The organism is Vibrio genomosp. F6, from assembly GCF_005146325.1.
Taxonomy (GTDB): Bacteria; Pseudomonadota; Gammaproteobacteria; order Enterobacterales; family Vibrionaceae; genus Vibrio; species Vibrio cortegadensis.
In genome coordinates this window covers 143,018-166,548 of the sequence record NZ_SYUT01000020.1, presented here as the reverse complement: position 1 = coordinate 166,548, position 23,531 = coordinate 143,018, and the positions used below count along the sequence as shown (strand labels likewise).

The following is a 23,531-nucleotide window of genomic DNA, read 5'->3' as shown; positions in this document are numbered from 1 at the left end:
TTGCTCATTCACCAAAACAGTGAATTTCAATACTGTCTAGCTTTCAGCAATATCTGTTCCAGTTAAATGAAAAACCACTAAAAATATAAAAAGCTATTAATATTTAAAGGCTTACAATGTTATTGGTGACAATCATGTAGATTCATCATTTGGAGTAACATGATGTTTGTGCACCACTTTGGTGATAGAGCCCCAAAACAAGGCAAAGATATTAAATGTCTTTGAGCTGAAATTATTGAGCTATGATTTATAGCAGTCGGACGTAAATTGATGAGGAGTTATCATGAAGTGGATAATTTTGTCACTGGTGATTTTATTTACAATGGGGTGTCAGTCTACAAGTTCTAGTTCACATGGCGGTGATGACCAGCAATACATGACTAAGAAAGGATGCAGTAGCTAAAGAGCGGCGAATACCGCTCTTTAGGTTTATAAGTTTGGCCCTGTCGAAGGCGCATGCGAAATGCCTTGTTGCAGTTGTCTCATCCCTTGTATCAAGCGATAAATCCATACCACAATAGCCATTGCAGCAAACCCAGCTCCAATATAGGGAATGATGTAAGCGATTGAGTCAATCCAAGTCGATTGATACCAGTAGTCATTCATTCCAGCTAACACACCGTTCGATGTCGCAACAGTTACAATTAACACGACAAAAAATGTTAGAAAAAGGAAAAAGCTACGGATCAGCCCATAATAATGGGAATTCACCATGTCACCGTCTTCGTTTTTATCAAGTCGATAGCCTGCGTAAACAATGGCTATAATGCCTGATATAAGAAACGTAAATGGGGTTAAAAGGCTGGCTATATAGGCAAACCAGATGCCATTTTTGTTGGTTGCGTTCATGGAACTATTTACTCTCTGAACTAGTTAACATTATGTAAGCTTGACTCAAGTATCGTGTTATCAACCAAGATGACTAAGCCACCTTGGTTGATGTTACTGATAAAAGAGATCTGCTAATCACTCTTCTCTGAGTGTTGAGCCGACTTCACCTCTTCATACCAAAGATCATGGTGCTCTTTTGCCCACGTTTCATCGACTTCACCAGTAACCATACCTTCTAGTGCGCCTTCCATGCCAAATAAACCGATATAGATATGGAAGATGAAACCACAAATCAAGATCAGTGCAGAGAACATATGAACCAGATTCGATAGCTCCATATCTCGGCGAGTTTGGTCAAAAATTGGGAAGTCGAGCACTAGGCCACTGACCGCTGCAACGGCACCAAATACGATCAGCAACCAATAGATCGCTTTTTCACCACCATTGGAGAACCCTGCTGATGGATGGGTTCCTTTATGTTTCCCTACCATACCGCCCATCTTCATAAACCAAGATATATCTGTTTTGTTAAATAGCGACTTACGCCACCATTTCAATAAGATACAAGTCAGTAGAATGAAGAACAGTGGTCCTACATAGTTATGATACTGCTTAGCGAGATAGATGATATTTCCCCACCAATCGGTTGGGATATAGGGTTTTAGGAAGTGTTTTCCGTAAACCAACATCAAGCCACTAAAAGCCAACGTTAAGAAAGTAAACGCCATACTCCAGTGCAAAGCACGATCTAAACGAGACCAACGCTTAATTTTCTTACCTGTTCTCGGTGCGCTCAGCATTAACGGCCCTACGGCAATGTAAGCCAAGACGACCATCGCGATACTACCAAAAATAGCGATTGCGCCAGCAGGTGACATCCATTTCTCTTTTAATAAGAACCATGTTTGTCCCGGGGTACTGATAAGCATGCCATGCTCAGGAAATTGAGAGGTGGTATACCCGACTTCTCCATCTTTAACTTGACGCCAAAAATCTGCTCCCGCTAACTGAGTCATCTCTTTCTCAGCAGAAGATGCACTCTGCTCTTGTGCCGACGTAGGAAAACTAAACGCGAGTAGGAATGCTGCCAATAAAGGCAGCATCACGAGAGTCGCACGTTTAAGACGTTGAAACATAACTCTCTCCGTCATCATTAGCTCTTAGTCGCATCAAAAGAAAGATCTTCGCCGTTTGTCCAGCCTGCGCCTTTCGCTCCGCGCTCAACTACACGTTGACGGAAAATCTCAGATACTTTCTCAGCATCACCCGCAATCAAAGCTTTCGTTGAACAGAGTGACGCGCACATTGGCAGTTTGCCTTCAGCGATACGGTTTGCACCGTACTTTTTGCGCTCTTCTTCAGAACCCGCTTCCGTTTCAGGACCGCCAGCACAGAAAGTACATTTATCCATTTTTCCACGCTCACCAAAAGCAGACTGCTTAGGAAATTGTGGTGCACCAAACGGGCAAGCAAACAGGCAGTAGCCACAGCCGATACATAAATCTTTATTATGCAGCACGATGCCATCTTCAGTATGCTCAAAGCAGTCTGCTGGACAAACTGCCATACAAGGTGCATCAGTACAGTGCATACAAGCCACTGAGATTGAGTTTTCACCCGGTTCACCGTCATTCAAAGTGACAACACGTCGACGTTGAATACCCCACTCTAGAGCATCATCATTTTCATTCTTACATGCTGTGACACAGCCATTACATTCGATACAACGCTTGGTGTCACAAAGGAATTTCATTCTAGCCATCTTTATGACTCCTACGCTTTACTAATTTTACAGAGAGTAACTTTGGTTTCCTGCATTTGCGTTACAGGGTCATAACCATAAGTCGTTGCGATGTTTGCAGATTCACCAATAACATAAGGATCGGTGCCTTCTGGGTACTTATCACGTAACTCTTCACCTTGGAATTTACCGCCGAAATGGAAAGGTAAAAATGCTAAGCCCGGTTTCACTCTGCGAGTCACCATTGCTTTCACATTAATACGTCCTTTTTCTGCGCCTTCAACCCAAACCATGTCACCATCTTTGAATCCGATGTCATTGGCATCTTTCGGGTTTACTTCAACAAACATCTCTTGTTGTAATTCCGCTAACCAAGGGTTTGAACGTGTCTCTTCACCACCACCTTCGTACTCAACAAGACGACCAGACGTTAGAATGATCGGATACTCTTTCGACTTGTCTTGATCTTGAATTGATTTGTACATCGTAGGTAGACGGTAGATCGATTCACTGTCATCCCAGGTTGGGTAATCAGCAACTAGGTCGCGGCGCGGTGTATACAGTGGCTCACGGTGCAACGGAACGCGATCTGGGAATGTCCAAACCACCGCACGAGCTTTAGCATTACCGTAAGGCATACAACCATGCTTAATCGCGACGCGCTGGATACCACCAGACGTATCTGTTTTCCAGTTTTTGCCTTCAGCAGCGGCTTTCTCAGCTTCAGTAAGATCATCCCACCAACCTAGATGTTTTAGCAGTTTAGAGCTAAATTCTGGGTAGCCATCTTCGAGCTCACAATCTTTTGAGAAGCTGTCTTCTGCAAGTAGGTTTTTACCTTCAAATTCAACACCAAAGCGAGCACGGAAGTTACCACCACCAAGAGCTACTGGTTTCGATGTATCATAAAGAATATGCGAACCCGGGTGCTTCATTTCAGGGGTGCCCCAACATGGCCAAGGAAGACCATAAGTTTCACCGTGCGCAGGGCCGCCTTCCGCTTCTAATGACGTTTTATGGAAAGTGTGCCAGTTCATAGTGTGTGATTTGATTCGCTCAGGGCTTTGGCCTGTGTAACCAATCGTCCACATACCACGGTTGAATTCGCGAGTGATGTCTTCGATGACGGGAATATTTCCGTTCACGGCAACGTTTTTGAAAAGTTGATCAGAAAAGCCAAGTTTCTTCGTCAGTAAGTACATGATTTCATGATCGGCCTTCGATTCAAACAGTGGCTGTATCACTTGCTCACGCCATTGGAATGAACGGTTTGAAGCCGTAACTGAACCCGACGTTTCAAATTGCGTGGTTGCAGGAAGCAGATACACGCCATCCGTACGGTCATTCATGACAGCCGCAACGGTTGGGTATGGATCGACAATGACCATCATGTCGAGCTTCTGCATCGCTTTTTTCATTTCGACGCCGCGAGTTTGTGAGTTAACGGCATGACCCCAATAGAACATCGCGCGGATATTATCGTTCTGTTCGATATTATCTTTATTTTCTAATACACCATCAATCCAACGAGACACAGGGATACCCATGTTGTTCATTGGTTTTTTACCGCGATATTTATTTTGGTCGAATTGGTTTTGAACCCAAGAGTAATCAAGTTCCCATACTTTAGACCAGTGTTTCCACGCGCCTTCAGATAAGCCGTAATAGCCCGGAAGTGTATGAGACAAAACGCCTAAATCTGTTGCGCCTTGAACGTTATCGTGACCACGGAAGATGTTTGCACCGCCACCTGATTTACCCATATTGCCAAGAGCAAGCTCAAGAATACAGTAAGCACGAGTGTTGTTGTTACCCGTTGTATGTTGAGTACCACCCATACACCAAACCACACAACCAGGACGGTTTTCAGAAAGCAGTTTCGCCGTTTGGTACACTTCATCACGTGAAATGCCCGTTACGCGTTCAACCTCTTCTGGCGTCCATTTCGCCACTTCTTCACGGATTTCATCCATACCAAATACACGCTGACGAATGAACTCTTTGTCTTCCCATTTATTTTCAAACACATGCCATAGCACGCCCCAGATAAAGGCGACATCCGAACCAGGACGAAGCGATACGTAATGATCCGCTTTAGCTGCAGTACGAGTGCGGCGAGGATCAGCAACTACGATCTTACAGTTGTTTTTCTCTTTAGCGATTAAGATGTGCTGCATGGCAACGGGATGAGCTTCTGCAGGGTTTGAACCAATGAATAGCATCGACTTACAGTTATGCATATCATTGAAAGAGTTTGTCATTGCCCCGTAACCCCAAGTGTTGGCAACACCAGCAACTGTGGTTGAGTGACAAATTCGCGCTTGGTGATCGACGTTATTCGTACCCCAAAGCGATGCCATCTTACGGAACATGTAGGCCTGTTCATTGCTGTGTTTTGCACTGCCTAGCCAATAAACCGAATCAGGACCAGACTCTTTGCGAATCTGCAACGCTTTCTCACCGATCTCTTCGATCGCTTGATCCCACGATAACTTCTTCCATTTGCCGTTTTCTAACTTCATCGGGTATTTAAGACGGCGTTCACCATGACCATGTTCACGTAACGCAGCACCTTTCGCACAGTGTCCACCAGCGTTAAATGGGTGATCGTAAGCGGGTTCCTGACCCGTCCACACGCCATTTTGTACTTCTGCGTAGATACCGCAGCCAACAGAACAGTGTGAACAGATGGTACGTTTTATCTCAGTTTTAGCATCAGCATCTACTGTTTTTGCTTCCGCTTTTTTCATCATGCCCGGCGCAAACATACAAGCGCCAGCCGCTACACCACCAGCAGCAAGTGAAGAGTTCTTCATAAATGCGCGGCGGCTAATACCAAACTGATTTTCAGCCTTTGATACGCTATCGGAGCGTTTCATTAATTTCATTATTTAGCTCCTAAAGCGTGTCGTAATAATCACGAATATGTTGAGTTTCTTTGTAACCTTCTGTTTTAACTTCAACTTTAGGTTGTTCAGTATCCGATGCCGCAGCGATTTTAGTCGTGCCAGCAATCACAGCACCTGCTACTGTCGCTGTTGTTATGCCTTTAAGTAAATCTCGTCGGCTGGTGTTTACTTCGTTTTTGTCTTTCATACATTGCGTCCTTTGCCAAATTGGCATCAGTGGATGCTTGTGCATCTCTTTTGCTTAATATGTGGAGTTCTGGTTAATTCGTTGCTGAATCAACAACGTTCTTCACGTCAATTTTTGAGTTATTTCTTTTATTCATCGGGTTTTCTGCAAAGTTCACTTGTTCTAAGCTCAAGTAACCTTCAATTAAAGCGGCAACAGCTAGATAGAAATCCGCACTTTTTGATTGTTGAATGTGATTCACTAACGACAGGTACCAAGGCGATATGTGCTGGTTGAAAAATTTCTTCTGAATCGCAAATGCAGCTTTAGGTTCATCATTCGAAGACTCGATCAATAGAGACATCACTTCACAAAGTGCTGCCATATGATCTTCTGGCTCTTTCACATCCTCATTTCGTTCAAAGCCAAGTTCCGCTAAACTTTGGCGGAGATCGGATAGTGGCTTTTCCATTAATGCACCAGCAATATGCCATGAACCAAATGGAACGACTTCTCCGCGCCCAACACCAATGAAGAGATCTTGAAACTCCTCTTCGATTTTGGAAACATCACCTGCTTGAGCCGCCGATTTCAATTTAGCCCACGCGATAGCCATTGGCTGAGTACCTTGATTCAGTTCAATCTCCGTAAGGAAATGAAGTAAATCTTGGCTTGGTGATTCTCTTAATAACTGCGCAATCAGCAGATAGATATCGATTCTTAAGGATTGATCTTGTTCTAGTTCCACGTTCATTCCCTTCTAGTAAGTCAGTTGATCTTCTGGCTTTTCCGCCATCGACTCAAAAACATCAACCACACGGCAATCTTCACACATCGCAATACGGTTAAGAGAGGCAGCATCAGAAAAATGAGAGTGACCACGTAACTTGTCTTGTAACATGGTAATCATAGATTGCGGGGCAAACGGCTTATGACAGCGTAAACACTCTGCTGCGGGTTCGTCATAAAGTGAAATAGCAGACTGGCGAGTCTCTTTATCCCAGTTCATACGAGGTTCTAAACTCAATGCTTTTTCAGGACAGGCTTTTTCACACAAGCCACACTGAACACAATCTTGTTCGATGAATTTAAGGCTTGGAGATTGACCATCATTATGTAGAGCCGCTGTAGGACAAACCGCAACGCACGCCATACACAGTGTGCAATCTTTCTCACTACACGAAACAGAACCATATGGAGCTGTTGAAGGCATCTCTTGAATGGTTTCAACCGGAATTCGATTACTGGCTAAAGCATCAAGTGCGGTGAATAGCCTTTCTCGCTTATTCCCTTCTAACTCTCCTATCCAAAGTTCAAAAGGAAGAGTTTGTAGTGATGGCGTTTGATGTCTTAGGGTTTCCAGATACAAGATATCAACGCACTCTTTGTTGATACCAAGCTGATCAAGAAGATCTTGAGCAATTCCGACTTCATGATTCAGTACGCGTTGAATGGTTTGAGGCATGTGCTTACTCGCCGCAAACAAGACTTGAGTCGCGCCATTGGTCAAGGCTGCAAACCAAGTATCAATACCGATAGAAGCCAAATCTTCAACCACAATTGGAACAACGTTATCTGGTAGTACTCTCAGCGCCATCAAATTATAAGTTTCATGACGAGCACTACAGATCAGCACAATAGGATCTCGCCCGCCCGCCTCTTCGTAATTAAGCAGCGTACGTTCGATGAATTTTTGGGTATCTTGAGGATTTGGAAGTGCGTAATGAATGGCTTCTGTAGGACAAGCTGTCGCACATGTCCCCACGCCTTGACATAAATAAGGGTTGATCTCGATCTTATGACCAATCTTATCGTTTCCTTCACTAGAAAGAGCACCTGCAGGGCAAGCATCAACACATCGCTCACACCCTTTGACTCCACGTGAACTGTGCGCACAAAGATCGGTATCCAAACGGAAGTACTTTGGCTTATCAAAGGTTCCCATTAGCGTTGGGATCTCTTCTAGCGCTTCAGCGAGTGAGGGATAACCTCTTCCTACCGGGTAATAACCAGGGACTGGAACTTCTTCCGTCATACAACCATTAAGAGATAAGTCCAAAACTACATCAAAACAGTCACTGTGAACGGCTATTTTTGCAAGATTAGAGCGAACACCATGATTTTCGATAACAACTTCAAATGTGCCTAAAAATCCACTTAGTTCGATTGAATTAGCGAAATAAAGATTGGAATGCTCAGATCTCTCGCCATCAGTAGACAGAAGGGTCAAAGAGTTCATTTGAGAGAGCTGTTCAGATGCGCTCACAATGATAGCGGTTGGACCAATAATTAGCGTATTACCGCCACTTTCATAACTGACTGTCGGTGGAATAAGGTTGGTTAACTCAACCGTATTCTCAATGGCAAAGGCTCTTGCTTTTCCATTGTCCGATTCTGCTTGTTGTAAAAATTGTTTTAACATTGCTTGGTTCCATCAAAGAACGTATTCATGCGATAGACGTTGTATAGCAAATAGTGTTCCATTTTTACTTTTGTATTAAATAACAGTTAGATACACATAAATTGCATCTTAAAAGTTCAGTTTCATCAAACAAAAAAAAAGAGCGGGACAATTTGTCTCACTCTTTCAATTGATTCATCAGTCAAAATGTACCTATTTGTTGTGTGGTATATTTTGTCCTAGCCCTAATGAGGTATTTAGTGATTGTTTCTATTGGTAATTATTCTCATTAAGTGGCGATTGTTTCATACTATCTTGATTATGCTCAACTTGGTCATCATTGAGATGCTCATCAGCGACTTTGGCATCAGTAACATATTGATGAGTTTCGTTTATATTGGGCTCTGCTGAGCTGGCGATAGTATTCGCCTCATCATTCAACGCACTCTCTTGGTGCTGGTCTATACCCTCAGGATCATCTTCGATAATCTCTTTCGCCCAGCCTCTTAGTGTTTCAGCAACCTCTTTTGAGAGCGTTTTAACGGCTTTGTAATCATGATCGTAATCATTCAACGCATCGACTTCACTAAATTCGCCACTCAGAAATAGCTTCCTCAGCGCAGCTTTCTTAACACTGGCCTCAGCACCTGCAGTTAATAGTTCAGCTACGGGAAGATCTGTAACGGAAGAGTCCACAACATCGGCCGAGCTTTCTGTTTCGAGAGGGTCAGATTCTAGATAACCAGTTTCGCTAACACCGCTCTCTGTGGGTGTATTAGGGCCTGTAGTTATCGTGTTAGGCTCTGTCGCTATAAGGTCAGAATCCGATTCATTCGGACTCGGTGCATCGGTCGCAGGCTCACTACTGACATCAAGGTCGACTTCATTTTCAGACTCTTCTTTGTTACTCAGCTTTCGTTGAGACCAGCGTGAAAGAAAGTTAGTTGCCACTTGCGCGCCCCGCCCCTTTACGTTTCTTACGTCGAACTTCGATTAATTCACCATGGCGCCCTATATACGCTTCCATCCAAGCTTGTACTGCTAATGGCATGTCATCGGAAAGCACCAAGTAATCACCGTCCATATATTGCCCTGCAACGCTCTGAGACGCGGTTAGTGTGACAATGTTAGGTGCGATAACGTTAGCTTCGCTACTCTCTTCAAGACTTTCGTCATCTAAATTTTCGAGTACGACAAAGAGTTTAGGCATCTGAGAGTTCAAGTTGAATCGGTAATCCGTACGCTCATCTCTATGAAGCTCTAATAGACCTACATTTTTCTGCAATATTTGAGGACGGGTATTGAACCCTTTAAGTTGCCATTGGGTGGTCGTCCAAAGCTTCTTAACGATCTGCTCTGAAATTAACTGACACTCAATATGCCAAATAGACTCTGTCTTCTCGACCGTTGGTGTTTGGCTTTTAGAGTCATCGACGTTTACCTGTTTCTCGTGAGTCATAAGCGTTGCATACCTTTTATTCATTCTCTCTTTGTTGTTACTAAAGCAATTTTCACGCCAGCCACATTTAAGTCGTTTTATTGATTAACGTTTTTTGGAACAAGAATTGCTATGTTAATCAATTATAACGTATAAGGTATTACGACAGAGGCAACAGACTTTATCTGACTCACAACTCTGTATGACCATTTCAAACTATGACCATTTCAAACAATGTAAGGATCATTTAGTGACCAAGCCGAATATCATTAAAACTGGGGCAAACCCATTTCAAACGCTAGAAGTTGAAGTATTCGATGAATATGGTGAAAAACTAACGAAACAAATCGCCTGTGAGCGCCCTCTTACAGTGATGTTAAATTGGAAAGAAATTGTCACCTTAATGACTCTTGGTTCAAGACCAGAAGCTTTAGTTCTGGGTTATCTTAAGAATCAGAGTTTTTTGAGCGATCCTGAAGCGATTGATTCCGTGATTATTGACTGGGAAACTCACTCTGCTGCGGTTATTACAAAAGAAGACACCAGCGAACTTGATGAAGCATTAAAGAAGAAAACCGTCACATCTGGCTGTGGGCAAGGCACAATGTATGGCAATGTGATGAAGCAGTTGGATAACTATCAGGTTCCACAAACCAAGATTAAGCAATCTCAAATCTATACTGCGCTTGAAGCCTTAACACACTACAACGATACTTATAAAAAAGCGGGCGCAGTACATGGTTGCGCCGTTTGTAAAGACGATCAGGTTTTGTCGTTTGTAGAAGATGTTGGGCGACATAACGCCGTTGATACTTTGGCTGGTGAGATGTGGCTTAACAAAGAGAGCGGCGAAGATAAGATCTTCTATACCACAGGTCGATTGACCTCAGAAATGGTGATTAAAGTGGCGCAGATGGGCATTCCTGTTCTTCTTTCTCGATCTGGTGTTACTCAAATGGGCCTCGATTTGGCGCAGAAATTTGGGATTACGACCATTGCTCGTGCAAAAGGTTTACGATTCCAAGTCTTTACTGGAGCAGATAAAATTGAGTTTGATGTTAAAGGCAACGCATAGCCTAAACTGTTAATGATTACCCTGTACATCGCAATACGTTACGCCACAATCTATGGTTGAAATGATATTCCCTTAGATCATAAATACTGTATTTTCCAATATTGGTGAATGCAGTATTTTTTTTATCTAGCTCCCCTCCATCACTACTTTCTTAAGTTCTATAAATTCAATTAGTTACTATTCGAACTCTTCATAAGCAGAATCCCATTCATTTTTTTTATTTATACAAACTTGTAATAATATGTTTCACAGCTATTAGTTGTATATCCACTAAAGAAGTTAATTATAAATTGGTTTAAACCAAAACATAGTGGTCAACGTCGACGTTAGCTAACAAGGAGGTGCCTATGAATGGGTCACCAAAAAACGCTGCTCCATCGCGTTCATTATCGATAAAAGTTAAATTATTACTTATCACGATGACGCTATTCTCTGGTATCGCGAGTTATGCCATCTATGAGTTCTATAGTTTGCAAAAGCTTGAGCTCGTTCATCATGCCGCAGAGCTAAACCTTTCCAGTAAAGCTGAGCTTTTAACGCTTAGACGTCATGAGAAAGACTTTTTGATGCGTAAGGATGAAAAGTACTTATCTAAGTTCGACAATACTTATATTGATTTAGAGAGCCATATCGCATCCCTCCAGCCTTTGCTGATGTCGATAGACTCTAAACCCCATCATGAGATTGATGAGCTACTCGGCTCGCTGAAGAGTTATAAAAACCAATTTGAGAATTTAAGCCAGCATGCACTGTTGATAAATTCTGAAAGCGAACACAGTTATCGTGCAAAGCTCGGCCAATCTCGGGAGTTATTGCACCAACAACTAGAGCAAGAGCGCAATGTTTCTCTCACGCTTCAGTTTATTGAACTTATTGAGCAAGAGTACACATTTGTTAGCTCTCCAAGCGCAGAGAGTCGGGAAACATTCATTGAAGCATTGAACGAGTTGAGTGTGCTATTTGCTGAATTTGATATCGCTAGTGATAACCTCACGAATTACCAACATCATTTTGAAACCTTTGCCGATGCGATGGTCGTTTTCGGCCTCTCTCCAAATTCAGGGATGCGGGGCAAGCTACGTGCCAATGTCCATCAAACAGAGCAAGCGCTTTCAGATATGCTCACTCAAATCAATCACAGCGTTGAAGTACTCTCAACGGAAATAAAACGTGATATGGCGTTAATGGGAGGTGCCATTGTCTTGATTGTATCGAGCATGATTATCATTGTGTCGAATATGATCACAAGGCGAATCAATGATATCAATACACTGATGAGCGACATTGCTCATGGTAGTGGTGACTTAACCGTTCGAATGAATGCTAAAGGCAGTGATGAGTTGGCGCAGCTATCGAATTCGTTCGACCTATTCATTTCTAAATTGCAGATGAATATTACCGATATCGCTCAAGTGATGAATGTCCTGACTGAATGTTCAGAGACATCTCAGCAAGCCGCCACTCAAAGTCTTGATAATGTGAGTAAGCAGAAAGCGGAGTCTGAATCCGTTGCAACGGCGGTTAATGAATTGGTTATGACAAGCAACGAGATAACAGCAAACATCGAAAGCGCGGCTCATACAGCACACAATGTTAAACTTGAAGCGGAAGAAAGCATGCGCTTAACCAATATTGCGGGGGCAAGCACTCAAGAGCTCACTCGTAATATCGAACAATCTCAGATATTGATTAAAACATTAGAGTCGCAAAGCCGTGATATTTACTCGGTAATAACCACCATACAAGGCATTGCCGAACAAACTAACCTACTCGCATTGAATGCTGCGATTGAAGCGGCTCGTGCTGGTGAGAATGGACGAGGTTTCGCGGTGGTCGCGGATGAGGTTCGCCAGCTGTCTCATATGACTAATGATTCGACTAAGCAGATCGAATCCACCATTTCAGGCTTAAAAGATGGCGTCGAGCAAACGGTGAGTTTGATGCAAACCAGCTTAGGTCAAGCACATGAAACGAACGAACAAACCAAAAACGCAGCGAGTTCTATCACAAAGATCGTCGATCAAATTAGTGAGATGTTTGATATGAATTCACAGATTGCGACTGCATCAGAAGAACAATCGATGGTGTCAGCAGAAATTGACCGTAACATAACGCAAATTGCGGAACTGGCAGGTGATACATCAAACCTTGTAGTAAAATCCGTGCATTGCAGTGAGCATGTAACAGAAGTCAGTGAGAAACTAGAACGCGTTGTCGGTCAATTTAAATATTGATACCAAGATAATGAATAGTGCGATTAACAAGTAAGGAATAATAGAGAGAAATTCGCTTAATGCCGATATGTAAGTGGCAGATACAAAAACGCTCCGGCTTGCGGAGCGTTTTTTCGTTTTAATCTCGTTTTTAGTTCCAGTTCACCTCGATGCCATCAATAGCAAAAGTAGTAAACCTGTGACTCTACGAGCTTAAACGATATTATGATTCGCGAGATTTTAAGAACTCTGCGTACGTACCACGGAAATCATTGATTTTGCCATCTCTGATTTCAAGGATACGAGTTGCTAGTGAATCAACGAACTGACGGTCGTGAGAAACGAAGAACAGTGTGCCCTTGTAGTTCTCAAGTGCTAGGTTCAATGCTTCGATTGATTCCATATCCATGTGGTTGGTTGGTTCATCCATAAGAAGCATGTTTGGTTTGTGCATCATGATCTTGCCAAGAAGCATACGACCTTGCTCACCACCAGAGATCACCTTAACGGATTTCTTGATATCGTCTTGACCGAAAAGCATACGACCTAGGAAACTACGAACAACTTGCTCGTCTTCGCCTTCTTGACGCCATTGGCTCATCCAATCAAATAGGTTTAGATCTTGCTCAAAATCATGTGCGTGATCCTGCGCGTAGTAACCGATGTTTGCATTCTCAGACCATTTGTAAGAACCGTTACGAGGCTCTAGTACACCAGCAAGTGTGTTCAGCAGCGTTGTTTTACCCACGCCATTCTCACCGATGATAGCAACACGCTCACCCACTTCGAAAATCGCGTCGAACTTCTCGTATAAATCCTCTTCAAAGCCTTGGTTAATGCCTTCAAGAATAAGAGCATTACGGAATAGCTCTTTAGATTGCTCAAAACGGATGAATGGGTTCTGACGGCTTGATGCTTTAACTTCATCAAGTTGGATCTTATCAATTTGCTTAGCACGAGATGTTGCTTGCTTCGCTTTTGATGCGTTTGCAGAGAAACGAGATACGAACGTTTGAAGTTCTGCGATCTGCGCTTTTTTCTTCGCGTTATCAGAGAGTAGGCGTTCACGAGCTTGTGTCGCTGCGAACATGTACTCATCGTAGTTACCAGGGTAAAGACGAAGTTCACCGTAATCTAGATCCGCCATGTGAGTACAAACGCTGTTTAGGAAGTGACGGTCATGCGAGATGATGATCATTGTGCAGTTACGTTGGTTTAGTGTTTCTTCCAACCAACGGATAGTATCCATGTCCAAGTTGTTGGTAGGTTCATCAAGAAGCATGATATGTGGGTCAGCAAAAAGTACTTGAGCCAATAGAACACGAAGTTTCCAACCAGGAGCAACTTCGCTCATTAGGCCGTAATGCTGCTCTAGAGGAATACCTACAGCAAGAAGAAGTTCACCGGCTTTAGATTCAGCCATGTAACCATCCATCTCTGCGAATTCAACTTCTAGATCCGCCACTTTCATGCCGTCTTCTTCACTCATTTCTGCCAAAGAGTAAATACGGTCACGCTCTTGTTTTACTGCCCAAAGTTCTTTATGACCCATGATTACCGTATCTAGAACGGTGAATTCTTCATAAGCAAATTGGTCTTGGTTCAGTTTTGCTACACGCTCATTTGGATCAACACTTACGTTACCGCCAGAAGGCTCTAGCTCACCGCTAAGGATCTTCATAAACGTCGATTTACCACAGCCGTTAGCACCGATGAGACCGTAGCGGTTTCCTTCACCGAATTTAACTGAGATGTTTTCAAAAAGAGGCTTAGCGCCGAATTGTTGGGTAATGTTTGCGGTAGATATCAATGTATTCTTCCAATTGTCGTATAGTTATCAAACGTTAAAAAAGCCATCAAATAGACAGCTCTAGCGTTAAAAGCGGGGCGAGTATAGCAGCTTTCGTGAAGTACATCACTCTTAAGGGAAGGGAATATGGTGAATAATTGATGATTATTTCATCAAAAGGGCTTGCTTGTATGTTGAGCTCGGCTCACTGTCTGTATAAACACCTGCTTCGTTAGGTTTTATCCCTATACTCGGCCGGATATCTACCAGCCGAGTATCGGGATGAGTGAAAAGCATTCCGATGTTTACTTGCTAGTAATGAGCAGGTTGGTATCAGATTTCTTGGGTAAATAAACACTAAAACGGCTTCCTTTGCCGAAGGTCGACGTTGCTCGAATCTCTCCACCAGTCTGGCTAAGAATACTTTGAGATACTGAGAGCCCTAACCCGGTGCCATCACGTTTAGTGGTGAAAAAGGGATCAAAAATACGTTTCAGGTTTTCAGGCTTGATTCCGCACCCCTGATCTTCAACATGAATTATCGCCCCTATACTCTCTTCTCCTTTGATCCAATCCTCACTGATGACGGTCAACTGCCCTTCTCCATTCATTGAGTGGATAGCATTCATCTGTAAATTGACTAGTATTTGCAACAGCTGGTTTCGATTTACTTCGACGGATGTTTTGGCATGTAAATCCGTTTTATAGGTAATGTTTCGTTTCTTAGCTCCCGTTTTTACCAACGTAATACTTTCATCGAGAATAGGGTTCACATGTTGCCAAGTGATCTCATCTTGAACGCCACCATGACGGCTATATTGCAAAAGGCTGCGAGTAATATTTCTGATGCGATCTATTTGATCCATGATGGCGGTAATCTCTTCCTCTACGCGCTCTGCATCTTCATCTAACTCGAACTTCATTAATTCAACATTCCCCAAAATCACTGCGGTTGGGTTGTTGATTTCATGGGCAATACCGGCCGTTAACTCACCAAGCGCGGCCAGTTTTTCATTCACAACCAATTTATCACGTGTCTGATTAAGCAGTTGTATATGGTGCTCAAGCTGTTGTGTCTTTTCGTGCAAACTTGCGGTTCTGACCTGTACCTTACACTCTAGCTCTGCTGCAGCTTGTTCGATTTGAGCATTTCTCTGCCTGAGTAGATCGAGCATAGTGTCGAACTGTTTTGCGAGTTGCGTCAGTTCATGTTGGTCATCTAACCCAATCTTACCAATGCGGGTGTTCTTGCCCATTTGAACTTCTTTCACCACTTTATGGATCTGTTCGATTGGGTTAAAGAGGTCTCTAGAGCCTCGATACACCATGAAACCTGAAATAAGCAGTAGGCTAAGAATGGTAAAGGTTATTTCACCTAAGTTAGTTAGGTAGGTTTTCAATAGTGGCCAGATTAAATACCCGGTATAGAGCATCCCTACGACATTGTTGTGTTGATCTCTAAGTGGTCGGTAAGCAGTGATATACCAAGCGTCATACACATACGCCCGATCAATCCACTCTTTGCCATCATTTAACACTTTCTGATGAACAGAGTGAGACACACGGGTTCCGATTGCGCGTCCTTCTCTAATATCGCTATTAAGTGGAACATTCGTCGAGACACGTAGGTCGTTAAGAAAAATGGTCACGGTTCCAACAGGACGACTAGACGTTCTTTTCTTATTTATGCTTCCACCGAGTGGCTCATTTTTTTCTGCCAGCAGATGGTCTGTATTATTGTTATTACTTGAATCACTCTCAGTCATCAGCTCGTTGCTTGTTACTTCAGTTGCTTGGTGACTTTGCGCCGAATACGCTTTGTGTGCTGGTGGGTAGATAAGATCCCGAATCTGATCGACAAGTTTCGTGCTGTTATTTAACAACAGGCCACCATCAAGAAAGCCTATGATCTCTTTCTCTTGATTCCGGACAGGGATAATTGTCCTACTCACTAGCCCTTGCGTTTCTACCTGAGCTGTACCCAAAATTGGGACTTGAGCTCTATTCGCTAGATCGGGATCTAAATGCTCAAGTTGTTGTTTATCTAGTAAATCGAAAAAAGCAGTTTCGTTTTGAACGCCCGTTAACTGCCACGGATGCACGACAACATCGTTTGGGTGCCAATGAAGAAAATCTAAGTTATAGCGTACTTTTTGTTTAGTCACCCATTGCGAGATCTCGGTATTTGTTGCTTGCTTATTGACTAATACTCTAAAGTCATAAGAATTTGAGAGCGCATTAACATGATTAGCCTGCTTTTGTTGAAGCAGACTAATGCTGTTATCAGCCACATCTAGGCGCTCGGAGATATTTACCAACGCTTGCTGCCACGTGTAATGGATCGACCAATAGATGGTAATTCCAACCAGTGCAAATAGAGTCAGAAATATAGGCGCTGAAGTTAAAAATAGTAACCTATATCGCACCATCGTCTTAAAGCGAAAGCGCCATTTAGAGATAAAACCTGTCTCAGCCAACATATTCAGAGCCATCGGTGTCCCACTCTTTAAATTTACGTTCTAGTGTTTTTCTCGCGACGCCTAGCTCTCTTGCCGCAGCTGATTTATTGCCATCGTGATAGTCGACAAGCTGTTGTATATGAGACTTTTCGACATCTTTTAGCGTCCATGAATTTGGGTAACCGATAATATTGTCGGGTTTTCCTTCTGGAATGGATGGTACTTCCATACTGTGTGACACCGTCACTGAAACGTGAGTTGGCGTAGATGTGCCGTTAAGCTCACGCCAGTAGTGAGCAGGCGGTTTCCCTAACAATATGCAGCGTTCCATCAGGTTCTTTAATTCACGTATATTCCCTGGCCATTCGTACTCATCCATTGCGAGTATATCTTCGTGCGCCCATTTAGGCTCTGGCATCGCCAATTCAGCCGCTAACATGCGCGTGAAATACGGTACTAAGTCCATCAGGTCGATACGACGTTCGCGCAAGGGTGAAACTTCGATTTTGAGCACGTTCAGTCGGTAATAGAGATCTCGACGAAAATTGCCTTTATTAACCTCTTCAAGCAAGTTGCGATTCGTGGCCGCAACAACTCGAACATCAATACTCACCTCTTTTTCTGAGCCAACAGGACGAATGGTTCGCTGCTCTAATACACGTAACAGTGCAGATTGCATTGAAAGTGGCATTTCACCAATTTCGTCTAAAAATAGTGTTCCGCCACTTGCGACTCTAAATAGCCCTTCTCTATTTTTTTTAGCTCCCGTAAATGCTCCGGATGTGTGCCCGAACAATTCACTTTCAAGCAACTCTGGTGCAATCGCACCGCAGTTGATGGGGACAAAAGGCCCAGTGCGTTGGCTCGCTTCATGCACACCACGGGCGACTAGCTCTTTTCCCGTTCCCGATTCTCCCTCAATCAGAACGGAGGCTCTTGACGGTGCGAATTGAGTGATTAATTGGCGGAGCTGTTTCGTTTTATCTGAGCCACCAATAATCTCTGTTGTCACGTAGCGGTTAAAGTCATGCTGTAGCGCGTATTGCATTCTTTCGCTCAAACGCTTATCCATGCATCGCTGCACCGCTTGTAGCATCTGTTCTAAATTAAATGGCTTGAGAATAAAATCCGATGCGCCCAGTTTTAAGGCTGAAATTGCGGTTTCTAAATCGGCGTAACCCGTCATAAAAATCACATCAGCGCGTTTTTCTGAATCATTAAACGCCTCTTCCCACTCAATGCCTGAACGACCAGGAAGGTTGATATCCAAAATAATAAGATCGTAATGACTACTCATTCTCAGAGATTCTGCGTCATCAATGCATCCCGCGGTATCCACTTTGGCAAACCATTTTCCTAAGGCTTTTTTTAAGATGGTTTGCATCCCCACTTCATCATCGACAACTAAAACAGAGAATGCTTGGTACTGAGATGTATTTTTGTAATCGGTCAGTTTGGACATAGAAAGCCTTAAATATGAATCTGTTAATCATTGGGGAGAGAACCGAATAAGTATATTGACGGTTGATTTCGAGATTATTGAATCTTATGGGACAGAGTGTACCAATACTTCTTATATTCAACCTAACTAATGTGAGACATTTTGTCTGTTTTCTTAAATTATCTCTATAAATCGAGTTTAAAAACAGCATCTTGGTATACTTTACGCAATCAAATAACTTGGCATTAGGTTTGCAATAAGCTCGTGGCTTATCAGATTCGAAATTTAATTTCGGTTATCGTCATACATGAGCATATGCAGATAATCACTCTGCGTTAAATTTAATAACTACATAATGGATTACATAATGAAAGCGATTACAGTTACTTTTGCCGCTCTTTCTCTCGTCAGTTACTCCGCAATGAGTGCCGATGATGCAACTCACGTACGTTTGGCGACAACAACCAGCACTTATCACTCTGGTCTGTTGGATTATTTATTGCCTGAATTCGAGAAAGATTCTGGTTTAAAAGTAGATGTGTTAGCGGCAGGTACTGGTAAATCCCTTCGCATGGGCCAAAATGGTGATGTTGATTTGGTGATGACCCACGCACCAAAAGCGGAAGCGAACTTTGTTGAGAAAGGTTACGGTGTTCTGCCACGTAAATTAATGTATAACGACTTTGTTATCGTTGGCCCACAATCAGATCCAGCGAAAATAGCATCTGAAAAAGATGTGACCGAAGTGTTCAAAAAGATCGCCTCAAATGACGTGACTTTTGTGTCTCGTGGCGACGATTCAGGCACTCATAAAAAAGAGATGGGCATTTGGGCGCAAACGAAAATGGAACCGAACTTCGGAGGTTACCGCTCTGTTGGACAAGGTATGGGCCCAACATTGAATATGGCGTCAGAAATGCAAGGTTACACCATGACTGACCGTGGTACGTGGTTGGCTTATAAAAACAAAATTCAGCTTTCTGTTCTTTTCCAAGGCGATAAGAAACTGTTTAACCCGTATCAAGTGATTTTAGTCAACCCTGAACGTTACCCTAGCATCAATTACCAAGGCGCGAAGGCATTCAGTGATTGGTTAGTTAACCCACGAGCTCAGCAGCTAATTAGTGATTTTAAATTAAACGGTAAACAACTGTTCGTAGCAAACGCACAAGCAAAATAGTTCTAAACGATTTGTTCTCAAGAAAATAGGTCTTAACGGAAACCAATATGAGCCTTTGGCAAACTACGTTAGAAGCATTACATCTGCTGGTGAGTTTAGATACCAATTTATGGGAGATCGTTGCGGTCTCTTCCAGTGTCTCACTTTCCGCTATTTCTCTGGTTCTGTTGCCAGCAATTATGTTGTCTTTCATTCTTGCTTACACTGACTTTACTGGGAAATGGCTGCTGCTGTCTGTCATTAATACACTTCAAGCCGTTCCTACGGTTGTGATTGGTTTGTTGCTGTATATGCTCCTCTCACGGGCGGGACCATTAGGTGATTGGCAAATGCTTTTCACCCAAAAAGCGATGATCTTGGGCCAAATGCTCATCTGTTTTCCTATTCTAGTCTCCATGATGCATGGCGCATTACAATCGAGTGATCGCCGTGCAGTAGAAACAGCCATTACCTTGGGTGTTTCTGTCCCGAGAGTGGCGGCGACTTTAATATGGGAAACCCGTTTTCCACTCTTTGCTGCGACAATTGCAGCGTTCTCTCGTATCGTGACCGAAGTTGGTTGTTCAATGATGGTGGGTGGTAATATCATGGGGATGACTCGAAATATTCCAACAGCTATTGCAATGGAAAGCCATAAAGGTGCATTTGCTCAAGGTGTCGCTCTCGGTATTGTTTTACTGACACTGGCTCTTATTCTCAATTTTTTCCTTTCTAGTATGAGAGGAAAAGGTTATTTACGGACTTAGGTGCGCGGAATGACGATAAAAATAACCGCTACACAGCTTTCGATGCGTTTTAAAGATCGTGTTTTATTCCACATTCCTGAGCTATCGATTGGCCCAAATGACGCTATCTACTTGAAAGGCGACAATGGCGTAGGAAAAACGACCTTACTTAAAATTTTGTCAGGTTTAGTTAAACCAACAACGGGGAAAGTCGATTGCCCTAACCGCTCTCTGTTTTCGACGATGTTTAGAAAAACCGGCCGGAAAGATGTCATTTATCTGCATCAATCACCCTATCTATTTGATGGTTCAGTGTATCAAAACGTTGTTTATGCCATTCGTTTTCAAAAAGAAGCGACAAAAGACAAACGAGCACAGGTTATTAATGCCTTAAGAATGGTAGGATTAGAGACCCTCGCAGACGAGCACGTTTCAGTCTTATCTGGGGGCGAAAAACAACGTGTCGCAATGGCAAGAGCTTGGATCATAAAACCATCAATACTTCTGATGGATGAACCAAGTGCCTCCTTAGACCAAGAGTCCATTGAAAGATTAGTTGTCATGGCAAAAGATCTGTTACAGAGAGGATCAAGTCTGGTCATTACCAGTCATCAAACAAATGCGCTAACTGATTTATGCAAAAAACAGTGGTGGATTAAAGAGACAACCATGGTTGAATCACCGTTGTTACACGTTATTTCTAAAGAACAAGCACAAGAGAATTCATATGTTGCAACCAACGGAAACTAGTTGGGTCATTTTAGCCGGCGGGCAAGCAAGTCGCATGGGCGGTAAAGATAAAGGATTAGTGGAGCTCAATGGTAAGCCACTCATCCAATACGTTTTCGATAAACTCTCCACTCAAACCGATAGCATTATTATTAATGCGAACCGTAATGTAGAACAGTACAGCACCCTTGCTCCGGTTGTCTCTGACTCTTTTCCTGATTATCCCGGTCCTCTAGGTGGGATTCATGCTGGTCTTTTGCATGCGAGCACTGATTGGGTTGGTTTCGTTCCTTGTGATAGCCCACAAATTAACAGTGACCTAGTCGCTCGTTTTTGTGCTGATGTTCAAGTGGATTCGGACATTTTAGTCGCACACGATGGTGACTATAAACAACCAGTATTTACCCTTTTTCATAAGCGCGTATTGCCTAAGCTTGAAGCTTTTTTACAGCGCGGAGACCGTAAAATCATCTTGTTGTATAAAGAGTGTCAAACCAGTTATGTCGATTTTAGTGATTCGCCTACCTGCTTTGTTAATTTAAATACTCCTGAAGAACTTAAGCAATTTGGAACTATTCGATAATGACGACTTCAAATATAAAAGTACCTACACTCCCATTGCTTGGTTTTGCTGCCTACAGCGGTACTGGGAAAACGACCCTTTTAGAGATGCTGTTGCCGAAACTGACCGATGCAGGGCTAAAAATTGGCGTACTTAAACATGCTCACCACAACTTTGATGTCGACAAGCCTGGAAAAGATAGCCACCGCTTGAGAAAAGCAGGGGCATCACAGATGTTAATTGCCTCACGCAACCGCCATGCTTTAATGACTGAGACTCCTGAAGCTGAGGCCGATTTCGAATACTTGTTGACCCGATTTGATACTGATAAACTTGATTTGATTTTAGTTGAAGGCTGTAAGAATATCGCATTCCCTAAGATTGAATTACATCGGGAAGAAGTGGGTAAACCGTGGCTATACACTAATGACACTAATATCATCGCGATTGCAGCGGATAGCCGTGTTGAAACTGAACTGCCACAAATGTCGATTAATGACCTTGATGCTATTGCCGATTTCGTCATCCAATATGCTGCTAAGTTCAATGGCCAATCGACTTCTCTAGACTGCAAATCAGCACTTGATTGCAAATCAACATCCAAAAAGAGAGAGATGTCATGCTGTGACACTTTGGCCCCAGCCGCACTTTCGGTTAGTCAAGGACAAGAGAAAATCCTCTCTCTTATTTCTCAGCAAACCCTCACAACATCGTCTCCGTTAATGGCGTCTTATGGTTGTGTATTAAATGAAGATATTGTCTCTCCGATAAATGTTCCGCAATACACAAACTCGGCAATGGACGGTTACGCGATTCGAGGGGATGATCTGGAACGCAATTCTTACAAAATTGTAGCTGAAGTTCTTGCGGGTTACGCTTATGACAAAGAACTCCAACTAGGTGAATCTGTTAAAATCATGACCGGAGCCCCCGTCCCTATGGGCGCAGATACTGTGGTCATGCGTGAGCAAGCGATTGAAGAAAGTGACACTGTAAGTTTTCCTGATGCGCTGATTAAGCAAGGACAAAATGTTCGTCAAGCAGGTGAAGACATTTCTATTGGTCAAACTGTATTTGCTAAAGGTACACGCGTTGAATCTCCGGAAATGGGGATGATGGCATCACTTGGCTTTGGTGAATGCCCTGTACTGCGCAAAGTTAAAGTGGCAGTTTTCTCTACTGGTGATGAAGTTCAAGCCCCAGGGACAGAACAACGCGCGAACTCTATTTACGACTCTAACCGCTTTACTATCATGGGTATGCTGCAAAAATTAGGTTGTGAAGTGCTTGATTTAGGCATCATTGAAGATGATGAAAATCGCATGATGGAAGTACTGAAAAATGCAGCGCAACAAGCGGATGTAGTGATTACGTCTGGTGGTGTATCTGTTGGTGATGCGGATTACATTAAGCTCGCTCTTGAAAAGTTAGGGCAAATTGATTTTTGGCGTATTAACATGCGTCCGGGACGCCCACTTGCCTTCGGACAAATTGATGAGAAGCCTTTCTTTGGTTTGCCGGGGAACCCTGTGGCGGTAATGGTATCGTTCATTAATTTTGTTGAGCCTGCGATTCGTAAAATGCAGGGTGAGTCCAATTGGACGCCATTGAAAGTTGCAGCGATTGCGAGTGAACAACTTCGTTCTCGTCAAGGAAGAACTGAGTTCAGCCGTGGTGTTTATACGATGAATGAACATGGTGAATTAGAAGTAAAAACCACAGGCAAGCAAGGCTCTGGGATCCTTCGTTCAATGAGTGAGGCGAACTGTTTGATTGAGATTAGCCCAGCGATTGATACAGTAAAAGAGGGAGAAAGCGTGACAATCATCCCACTACAAGGCAGAATCTAGCCAATATCATTCAAAGAACTTG

18 protein-coding genes and 1 pseudogene are annotated in these 23,531 nt (G+C 43.1%); 7 read left to right on the top strand and 12 right to left on the bottom strand.

The annotated features are described in order from the left end of the window. Positions 1-429: 429 nt before the first annotated feature. From FCV43_RS07660 to FCV43_RS07620, 9 genes are all read right to left on the bottom strand, one after another. Complete coding sequence (locus FCV43_RS07660; RefSeq protein ID WP_136994683.1) at positions 430-849, bottom strand: hypothetical protein; 420 nt, start codon at positions 847-849, stop codon at positions 430-432. Positions 850-962: 113 nt separating this feature from the next. Then, positions 963-1,967 (bottom strand): formate dehydrogenase subunit gamma, encoded by a 1,005-nt coding sequence (locus tag FCV43_RS07655; RefSeq protein ID WP_017051555.1) that lies wholly within the window; start codon positions 1,965-1,967, stop codon positions 963-965. A 17-nt stretch (positions 1,968-1,984) separates the two neighbouring features. Next, positions 1,985-2,593, bottom strand: a complete 609-nt coding sequence (gene fdh3B / locus FCV43_RS07650) for a formate dehydrogenase FDH3 subunit beta (RefSeq protein ID WP_017051556.1) — start codon at positions 2,591-2,593, stop codon at positions 1,985-1,987. Positions 2,594-2,604: 11 nt separating this feature from the next. Beyond that, positions 2,605-5,460 (bottom strand): formate dehydrogenase subunit alpha, encoded by a 2,856-nt coding sequence (locus FCV43_RS07645; protein ID WP_136994681.1) that lies wholly within the window; start codon positions 5,458-5,460, stop codon positions 2,605-2,607. A 10-nt stretch (positions 5,461-5,470) separates the two neighbouring features. Beyond that, on the bottom strand, positions 5,471-5,668 hold the full coding sequence (locus tag FCV43_RS07640; protein WP_017051558.1) for a twin-arginine translocation signal domain-containing protein: 198 nt from the start codon (positions 5,666-5,668) through the stop codon (positions 5,471-5,473). A 73-nt stretch (positions 5,669-5,741) separates the two neighbouring features. After that, entirely contained in the window at positions 5,742-6,401 is a 660-nt protein-coding gene (locus FCV43_RS07635) for a TorD/DmsD family molecular chaperone (RefSeq protein ID WP_170961621.1), read from the bottom strand. A gap of 6 nt (positions 6,402-6,407) precedes the next feature. Then, positions 6,408-8,069 (bottom strand): 4Fe-4S binding protein, encoded by a 1,662-nt coding sequence (locus FCV43_RS07630; protein ID WP_113796710.1) that lies wholly within the window; start codon positions 8,067-8,069, stop codon positions 6,408-6,410. 249 nt (positions 8,070-8,318) lie between these two features. Then, positions 8,319-8,999 carry a DUF3306 domain-containing protein gene (locus FCV43_RS07625; protein ID WP_136994677.1) on the bottom strand — a complete coding sequence of 227 codons (681 nt, stop codon included), beginning with the start codon at positions 8,997-8,999 and terminating at the stop codon, positions 8,319-8,321. Then, a complete protein-coding gene (locus FCV43_RS07620; protein ID WP_136994675.1) occupies positions 8,989-9,507 on the bottom strand; it encodes a DUF3305 domain-containing protein in 519 nt (172 codons plus the stop codon). Before FCV43_RS07620 ends, FCV43_RS07625 begins: the two co-directional genes overlap by 11 nt. A 229-nt stretch (positions 9,508-9,736) precedes the next feature. Between FCV43_RS07620 and fdhD the strand changes: the two genes are divergently transcribed. Continuing rightward, positions 9,737-10,561 (top strand): formate dehydrogenase accessory sulfurtransferase FdhD, encoded by an 825-nt coding sequence (gene fdhD, locus FCV43_RS07615; protein ID WP_017051563.1) that lies wholly within the window; start codon positions 9,737-9,739, stop codon positions 10,559-10,561. A 347-nt stretch (positions 10,562-10,908) separates the two neighbouring features. Then, positions 10,909-12,795, top strand: a complete 1,887-nt coding sequence (locus tag FCV43_RS07610; protein ID WP_136994673.1) for a methyl-accepting chemotaxis protein — start codon at positions 10,909-10,911, stop codon at positions 12,793-12,795. Positions 12,796-12,997: 202 nt separating this feature from the next. Here FCV43_RS07610 and FCV43_RS07605 read toward each other — a convergent pair whose 3' ends face one another. From FCV43_RS07605 to FCV43_RS07595, 3 genes and pseudogenes are all read right to left on the bottom strand, one after another. Continuing rightward, positions 12,998-14,584, bottom strand: coding sequence for an ABC-F family ATPase (locus FCV43_RS07605; protein ID WP_017051565.1), 1,587 nt, complete (start codon positions 14,582-14,584; stop codon positions 12,998-13,000). Positions 14,585-14,868: 284 nt separating this feature from the next. Continuing rightward, a pseudogene (locus FCV43_RS07600) lies at positions 14,869-16,596 on the bottom strand (sensor histidine kinase); the annotation flags it as partial. Positions 16,597-17,032: 436 nt separating this feature from the next. Further along, positions 17,033-18,484 (bottom strand): sigma-54-dependent transcriptional regulator, encoded by a 1,452-nt coding sequence (locus tag FCV43_RS07595; RefSeq protein WP_136994669.1) that lies wholly within the window; start codon positions 18,482-18,484, stop codon positions 17,033-17,035. Between the two features lie 346 nt (positions 18,485-18,830). Between FCV43_RS07595 and FCV43_RS07590 the strand changes: the two genes are divergently transcribed. The 5 genes from FCV43_RS07590 to FCV43_RS07570 are packed head-to-tail and all read left to right on the top strand — an operon-like array spanning position 18,831 to position 23,509. Beyond that, the gene (locus FCV43_RS07590) at positions 18,831-19,643 is read left to right on the top strand and encodes a substrate-binding domain-containing protein (protein ID WP_136994667.1); all 813 of its coding nucleotides are present in this window, start codon (positions 18,831-18,833) and stop codon (positions 19,641-19,643) included. Positions 19,644-19,690: 47 nt separating this feature from the next. Then, positions 19,691-20,389 carry an ABC transporter permease gene (locus tag FCV43_RS07585; protein ID WP_017051569.1) on the top strand — a complete coding sequence of 233 codons (699 nt, stop codon included), beginning with the start codon at positions 19,691-19,693 and terminating at the stop codon, positions 20,387-20,389. A 9-nt stretch (positions 20,390-20,398) separates the two neighbouring features. Beyond that, positions 20,399-21,118, top strand: a complete 720-nt coding sequence (locus FCV43_RS07580) for an energy-coupling factor ABC transporter ATP-binding protein (RefSeq protein ID WP_017051570.1) — start codon at positions 20,399-20,401, stop codon at positions 21,116-21,118. Beyond that, entirely contained in the window at positions 21,096-21,680 is a 585-nt protein-coding gene (mobA, locus tag FCV43_RS07575) for a molybdenum cofactor guanylyltransferase MobA (protein ID WP_136994665.1), read from the top strand. Before FCV43_RS07580 ends, mobA begins: the two co-directional genes overlap by 23 nt. After that, positions 21,680-23,509, top strand: coding sequence for a bifunctional molybdopterin-guanine dinucleotide biosynthesis adaptor protein MobB/molybdopterin molybdotransferase MoeA (locus FCV43_RS07570; protein WP_136994664.1), 1,830 nt, complete (start codon positions 21,680-21,682; stop codon positions 23,507-23,509). The genes mobA and FCV43_RS07570 overlap by 1 nt, the downstream gene beginning before the upstream one ends. The last annotated feature ends 22 nt before the right edge of the window (positions 23,510-23,531 follow it).

Bases quoted from the DNA above. Each gene is read 5' to 3' on its own strand.
- FCV43_RS07660 (WP_136994683.1), bottom strand. From the start codon at position 849: ATGAACGCAACCAACAAAAATGGCATCTGGTTTGCCTATATAGCCAGC.
- FCV43_RS07655 (WP_017051555.1), bottom strand. From the start codon at position 1,967: ATGTTTCAACGTCTTAAACGTGCGACTCTCGTGATGCTGCCTTTATTG.
- fdh3B (WP_017051556.1), bottom strand. From the start codon at position 2,593: ATGGCTAGAATGAAATTCCTTTGTGACACCAAGCGTTGTATCGAATGT.
- FCV43_RS07645 (WP_136994681.1), bottom strand. From the start codon at position 5,460: ATGAAATTAATGAAACGCTCCGATAGCGTATCAAAGGCTGAAAATCAG.
- FCV43_RS07640 (WP_017051558.1), bottom strand. From the start codon at position 5,668: ATGAAAGACAAAAACGAAGTAAACACCAGCCGACGAGATTTACTTAAA.
- FCV43_RS07635 (WP_170961621.1), bottom strand. From the start codon at position 6,401: ATGAACGTGGAACTAGAACAAGATCAATCCTTAAGAATCGATATCTAT.
- FCV43_RS07630 (WP_113796710.1), bottom strand. From the start codon at position 8,069: ATGTTAAAACAATTTTTACAACAAGCAGAATCGGACAATGGAAAAGCA.
- FCV43_RS07620 (WP_136994675.1), bottom strand. From the start codon at position 9,507: ATGACTCACGAGAAACAGGTAAACGTCGATGACTCTAAAAGCCAAACA.
- FCV43_RS07610 (WP_136994673.1), top strand. From the start codon at position 10,909: ATGAATGGGTCACCAAAAAACGCTGCTCCATCGCGTTCATTATCGATA.
- FCV43_RS07595 (WP_136994669.1), bottom strand. From the start codon at position 18,484: ATGTCCAAACTGACCGATTACAAAAATACATCTCAGTACCAAGCATTC.
- FCV43_RS07590 (WP_136994667.1), top strand. From the start codon at position 18,831: ATGAAAGCGATTACAGTTACTTTTGCCGCTCTTTCTCTCGTCAGTTAC.
- FCV43_RS07585 (WP_017051569.1), top strand. From the start codon at position 19,691: ATGAGCCTTTGGCAAACTACGTTAGAAGCATTACATCTGCTGGTGAGT.
- FCV43_RS07580 (WP_017051570.1), top strand. From the start codon at position 20,399: ATGACGATAAAAATAACCGCTACACAGCTTTCGATGCGTTTTAAAGAT.
- mobA (WP_136994665.1), top strand. From the start codon at position 21,096: ATGTTGCAACCAACGGAAACTAGTTGGGTCATTTTAGCCGGCGGGCAA.
- FCV43_RS07570 (WP_136994664.1), top strand. From the start codon at position 21,680: ATGACGACTTCAAATATAAAAGTACCTACACTCCCATTGCTTGGTTTT.